This window comes from Clostridium algifaecis (assembly GCF_017874415.1).
Classification (GTDB): domain Bacteria; phylum Bacillota; class Clostridia; order Clostridiales; family Clostridiaceae; genus Clostridium_B; species Clostridium_B algifaecis.
In genome coordinates this window covers 21,937-28,046 of the sequence record NZ_JAGGLM010000030.1, presented here as the reverse complement: position 1 = coordinate 28,046, position 6,110 = coordinate 21,937, and the positions used below count along the sequence as shown (strand labels likewise).

Genomic DNA, 6,110 nt, shown 5'->3' with positions numbered 1-6,110 from the left:
CTGAAGGTCCACCATATTTGGGGGTATAGCTCAGCTGGGAGAGCACCTGCCTTGCACGCAGGGGGTCAAGAGTTCGAATCTCTTTATCTCCACCAAAAGCAATTAACAATTTTATTATTGTTAATTGCTTTTTTATCGTATTCATAAAATTGAATAATTATCATATTTGATATTATTTGCATTATGTAATAAAATGAGTGAAAATTAATATTCTATAAGGAAGTGAAAATTTGAAATTTTATAGGTTAAAACAATTTTATTGGAACTTACATTCAAGATTAGATGAATATGATTTAAAATTTATAAATAATATTTTAAGTGAGGACGAATTAGAATTATTTAAAAAATTATCAATGTCAGAACAAAAACATTGTGTAAAAGTAGCTTATGACGTGGAAAAAATTTGCTATAAAAAAGATATAAATTTAAACATTATTTTAAAAGCAGCGCTTTTACATGATATAGGAAAGATATATAGAAGGCTAACTATTATTGATAAATCTATAATGGTATTATTGAATAGTATAACATTAGGAAAAATGAAGTATATGTGTAAGTTTAATAAAATAAATGTTTATTACAATCATGCAAAAATAGGAGCTAAATTACTCGAAAAGATTAGCTGCAATAAGTATATTATTTTTCTGGTAAAAAATCATGATAATAACGACATAAATGATAATAAATATCTTAATATAATTAAATATTGTGATAATAATAATTGAACATTATGTATGAAATAATTTACAAATAACTTATGTAATATTTTGACTTATTCCTAATTTTCACATAATATATTTTAAATTTTATGATATAATTGTAAATATAGTTATAGTTTTTAATTGGAGGTAATTATGAATTCAGAGAAAAGAAGAATAGATATAGAAAAAATATTGAAAAGTAGTAATAAGCCTCAAAAAGGACATATTCTAGCTGAGAAACTTGGAGTTACAAGACAGGTTATAGTTAAGGATATTGCAATTTTAAGAGCTGAAGGGAAAAATATAATAGCAACACCAGAGGGATATATGGTTCCTAAAAGTGAAAAAAATAGAATTAAGAAAGTAATTGCAGTTTGTCATAGTGTAGATGAGATGGAAGATGAACTTTCAACTATAGTTAAATTTGGTGCAATTGTTGAAGATGTTACAATAGAGCATTCGGTATACGGTGAAATTAAAGCTATGCTTATGATAAAGTCGTTATATGATGTAGAAAATTTCATTTTAAAAATAAAAGAGACAAAGTCAGAACCTCTTTTAATTCTAACAGGTGGTGTTCACCTCCATACTATTTCAACTGATAATTATTCTGCGATAGATAATATAAAATCAGAATTAAAAAATAAAGGTTATTTAATTTCTGATTAGTATAGTATTATGTTTGAAATCATAATAAAAAAATTATAATAAAAGAGGTGATTGTTAATGAAAAAAAATAAGGCTATAAATTTGAGTATTCTAGTTGTTGTTTTGGCAATGTTTTTTTTATTTTTAAACAGAATTATAAATTTTATAGTTAATGTGGAATGGTTTAAGGAAATAGGTTATTTGTCAATTTATTTTACTAAATTAGTAGCTATGGTTAAGCTTATATTTCCAATTTTTATAATATGTTTTTTATGTATATGGTTTTATTATAAAAGTCTTAAAATAGGGATAATGAAGTATAAAAAAGTTATTGAAGTAAATAAAAATAAAGATAAATTACAGAAAAAAATAATTATTTTTTTTGATATTATAATATCACTTGTATTTTCATATAGCTTTTCTTCAATTTATTGGTATAGGATTTTACAATTTACAAATTCAGTACCTTTTAATGTTAAGGACCCAATTTTACATCTGGATGTATCATTCTATATATTTAAATTACCTTTAATACAATCTGTTTACAATGCTGCTATAAGTCTAATTATATTTTTAACTTTTTTAACATTTTTGATTTATATTATGCTCAATTTAAAAGATAAGATTAGTAAAGGTAGAAATTTTAAGAGAAATTTTAAAATTGAGTTTAACAAAATTGATTTTAAGAGTGGACTTACTAGATTTGCTGGCAAGCAGCTTGCTATTTTGTCTGGATTTATAATGATATGTATTGCTTTTGGATATTTTTTAAAGTCTGTAAACCTTGTATATAGTGAAAATGGTGTGGCTTTTGGTGCAGGCTATACTGATGCTAAAGTAAGTTTCCTTTTTTATAAAATTATTTTTATAGTATCTATAATTTCCTCAATTGTTATATTTTTAAGCGTACTTAAATCAAAGATAAAGCCTATCTTAGTATGTGCGGTAGTAATTGTAGTTTTAATTATTGGTGAAAGTGCTGTTTCTACTTTTGTTCAAAATTTTATTGTTAAATCAAATCAAAAGACTTTAGAACAGCAATATATACAAAATGATATTGATTATACAAGAAAAGCATTTAATATTGAAAATGTTGATGCTAAACCTTTTGAAGTTAAAGACACTCTTACACAAAATGATGTAAAAAATAATATGGACACTATAAATAACATAAAGATAAATTCATATGAACCAACTCTTGAGTTTTACAATCAGGTTCAGATCATAAGATATTACTATAATTTTAATGATATTGATGTAGATAGATATAATATAAATGGTAAATTTACTCAAATATTTATAGGTGCTAGGGAGATAAATAGTAATTCTATAGATCCAAATACATGGCAAAACAAACATCTTATTTATACCCACGGTTACGGAGTAGTAATGAATAAAGTGAATTCTGTAACATCTGAGGGTCAACCAAATTTTGTTATAAAAGATATGCCTCCTCAAAATTCTACAAATATAAAGATTGACAATCCGAGGATATATTTTGGAGAAAGTACAGATGATTATGCTATAGTAAATACTAAAATGAATGAATTTGATTATCCTAAAGGAAGCGATAATGCTACTAATAAATATGAATCAAATTCTGGAATAAAAATGAATTTTATCAATAAAGTAATATTTTCTTTGTATAATAAAAATGCCAATTTTCTTCTCTCTAGAGATATAAAAAGTGAAAGTAAAATATTAATAAATAGGAATATAAAAGATAGAGTAAAAAAAATAGCACCATTTTTGAATTATGATTCTGATCCATATATAGTTGTAAGTGGTGACAAATTATATTGGATATTAGATGGATATACTGAGTCTGATAAGTATCCATATTCACAACCACAAAATGGAATTAATTATATAAGAAATTCTTTTAAAGTAGTTGTAAATGCATTAGATGGAAGTACAAACTTCTATATTGTAGACAAAAATGATCCTATAGTAAAAAGTTATTCGAAAATATTTCCCGGGCTATTTAAAAGTGAGGATTCTTTGCCATCAGATATAAAGCAGCATTTTAGGTACCCAGAAGATTTATTTAATATACAATGTAATGTGATTGGAAAGTACCATGTTACTGATCCAGGTGTATTTTATAATGGTGAAGATGTATGGGAAATTGCTAAAAATCAAAAGCAGGTTAATGGAACTAAAGATGCTATGAAATCTCCATATGTAGTAATGAAACTTCCTGGACAAAAAAAGGAAGAAATGATACTGATCCAATATTTAAATATGAGGAATAAAGATAATATGGCAGGATTGTTTGGAGCAAGAATGGATGGAGATAACTATGGGAAGATGGTATTATATAAATTTCCACCAGAAAAAACTGTATATAGTCCTTATCTATTTAAACAAAAATTGAATCAGGATACTACGATATCACAGCAACTTTCACTATGGAATAAAGATGGTTCAAAAGTTCAATTTGGGGATACAATAATAGTTCCTATAAATAAATCTCTTCTTTATGTGGAACCAGTTTATTTGAGAGCAAGTGGAAAAGATAGTATACCTGAAATGAAGAGGGTCATAGTATCTTATGGGGATAAGATGATAATATCGCAGAATATTGATACAGCTATAGAACAGATATTTAATTATAATCAAGATGATGAAACTGAAAAAAATTTAAATCAATCTAGTGATACTAATTCAGGTAATAAAACTCAAAAATTAAAGCAAGCTAAAGATTTATACAATAAGGCTATTGATGCACAAAAAAATGGAGAATGGTCTCAATATGGAAATTATATTCAGGATCTTGGTAAGCTAATAGATGAACTTAATAGTAAATAATTTCTTTATACAATATTAAAAAATTTAAAAGCTGCTGATTATATAGTCAGCAGCTTTTAAATTTTTGAAAATTATGGGCATATTTTATGAATAATTAGTTAAAAGGTAATATAATATAAGTATTGGGCCAATTTTACTTATCTGAAGGAAGGGAGTTAGTTATGGATTATGATGTACTTATTTTAGGTGGGGGGATAGTAGGATGTTCAATTGCATATGAACTTTCAAAATATAGTTTAAATATAGCTTTAATAGAGAAAGATTATGATATAGCAAATGATGTAGCTTTTATAAATTCATCAATTGTATCTGATGGAATTAACTGTAAATCAATTTTTGCGGCAAGACTTGAATATATGGGAAATAATATTATAAGAGAATTGTCATCAAAATTCAATATAAATTTTCAAAAAAAAGATCATCTTATAATTTCAGATGATGATCAAAGTGAAAAAAGGCTTTTGAATTTATATGAAAAAGCATTAAGCAGAGGGATAAAAAATATAGGTATTTTAAACGAAAGAGATGTACTAAAAATTGAACCTGATATTAATGTTAAAGTAAAAAAAGCTATATATTCTAAAAATACAGGTATAATCTCCCCTTATGATCTTGCAATTTCTTATGGCGAAATTGCATTTGATAATGGTGTAAATTTCAAATTAGAGGAAGAAGTTATGGATATACAGTCTGTGACTAAAGGATTTAATGTTGTAACAAATAAAAATAAATTTACATGCAGTATGGTAATTAATACAACTCCAAAAGACAATTATAGTATAGATTGTACAAATAAAAGACAAAGTAAAAAAAACTATATAAATTATTTCTTAATAGATAATATTTCAAATGAAAAATACAATCATAATGTAATTTCTATGTTGGATAAAAGTTTAGGTATGATACATTTAATCCCAATACAGAATAATCAGATGGTGATTGAAATAACGACTAATGATAAGATAAGTTATGATTATGGACTTGAAATAATTAGAAAGTATATTGGAAAAATACGTGAAAATAATATAAATGAATTTTATCAATCAACATATTATTATGATGATGTTATTATAGATAATAGTTTGATAGACAAGGGTTATGTAAAAATTATTGAAAAACACCTTGATCAGATTACCATGACACCTGCTATAGCAAAGATTGTATGTGAAACTATAGTAAATAACTTAAAGTGTGTTCTTAAAAAGGATTTTGTAGATAGAAGAAGAGAATTTTATAGATTTAGAGACATGAGTAACGATGACAGAAACAAGATAATCAAGGTAAATAAAAAATATGGTAAAATAATATGTTATTGTGAAGAGGTTACAGAAGGTGAAATTGTTGATTCAATAAGAAGGCCACTTGGTGCACGTACTATAGAAGGTATAAAAAGAAGGACTGGAGCTACTTTTGGAAATTGTAGAGGATCACGGTGCTTATATAAAGTTTCCAATATATTAGCCAGAGAAATTAATGCAAATATGACTGACATAGTTAAGAATTGTAAAAATTCAAATATATTAATAAGCAGGGTAAAAGAATTTGATAGTATTTAATGCAGGAGGAATATAAATTGTTTACTGATACTATTTATAAAAAAGATGATAAAATGATTAGAAAAAATTATGATGTATTTACTAGTGCTGTACGAATATCAGGTTCATATAATAAAATAATTCCAGTAAAAAGCAGCAAGCCAATAGATAAAAAATTATGGATAGAATGTTCTAAAGCATTGAGTAGATTGCATGTTAGAGCACCAATAGAAATGGGAGATATAATTTGTACAAATATACTTAATACTGGAGTAGATATAATTGCTACTAGAAGTATAAAAAAATTGTGATTTTAATTTTTATTGGAAAAATTTTAAAATTAATATTTTTTATTGACATAAAAATCTATTTAATATATAATAAATGCAAAAATTAAAATTAACTTGTGACGAGT

General features: G+C 25.2%; 5 protein-coding genes, 1 tRNA gene and 1 other annotated feature (1 of these 7 running past the window's edge). All 6 genes read left to right on the top strand.

Translation table 11 applies throughout. The annotated features are described in order from the left end of the window. The first annotated feature begins 19 nt into the window (after positions 1-19). The 6 genes from J2Z42_RS13630 to J2Z42_RS13605 all read left to right on the top strand — a co-directional run bounded on the left by J2Z42_RS13630 (position 20) and on the right by J2Z42_RS13605 (position 6,006). A tRNA-Ala gene (locus J2Z42_RS13630) sits at positions 20-95 on the top strand. 135 nt (positions 96-230) lie between these two features. Beyond that, positions 231-725, top strand: coding sequence for an HD domain-containing protein (locus tag J2Z42_RS13625; protein WP_209703314.1), 495 nt, complete (start codon positions 231-233; stop codon positions 723-725). Between the two features lie 129 nt (positions 726-854). Further along, the gene (locus J2Z42_RS13620) at positions 855-1,370 is read left to right on the top strand and encodes a transcription repressor NadR (protein ID WP_209703313.1); all 516 of its coding nucleotides are present in this window, start codon (positions 855-857) and stop codon (positions 1,368-1,370) included. A gap of 57 nt (positions 1,371-1,427) precedes the next feature. Continuing rightward, positions 1,428-4,160: a UPF0182 family protein gene (locus J2Z42_RS13615; protein ID WP_209703312.1), complete on the top strand. Its 2,733-nt coding sequence runs from the start codon at positions 1,428-1,430 to the stop codon at positions 4,158-4,160. A 161-nt stretch (positions 4,161-4,321) separates the two neighbouring features. Beyond that, positions 4,322-5,716: an NAD(P)/FAD-dependent oxidoreductase gene (locus J2Z42_RS13610; protein ID WP_209703311.1), complete on the top strand. Its 1,395-nt coding sequence runs from the start codon at positions 4,322-4,324 to the stop codon at positions 5,714-5,716. A 17-nt stretch (positions 5,717-5,733) separates the two neighbouring features. Continuing rightward, positions 5,734-6,006: a DUF1667 domain-containing protein gene (locus J2Z42_RS13605; protein ID WP_245331634.1), complete on the top strand. Its 273-nt coding sequence runs from the start codon at positions 5,734-5,736 to the stop codon at positions 6,004-6,006. Between the two features lie 86 nt (positions 6,007-6,092). Next, positions 6,093-6,110 (top strand) — a binding site (T-box leader) (it continues 177 nt past the right edge of the window).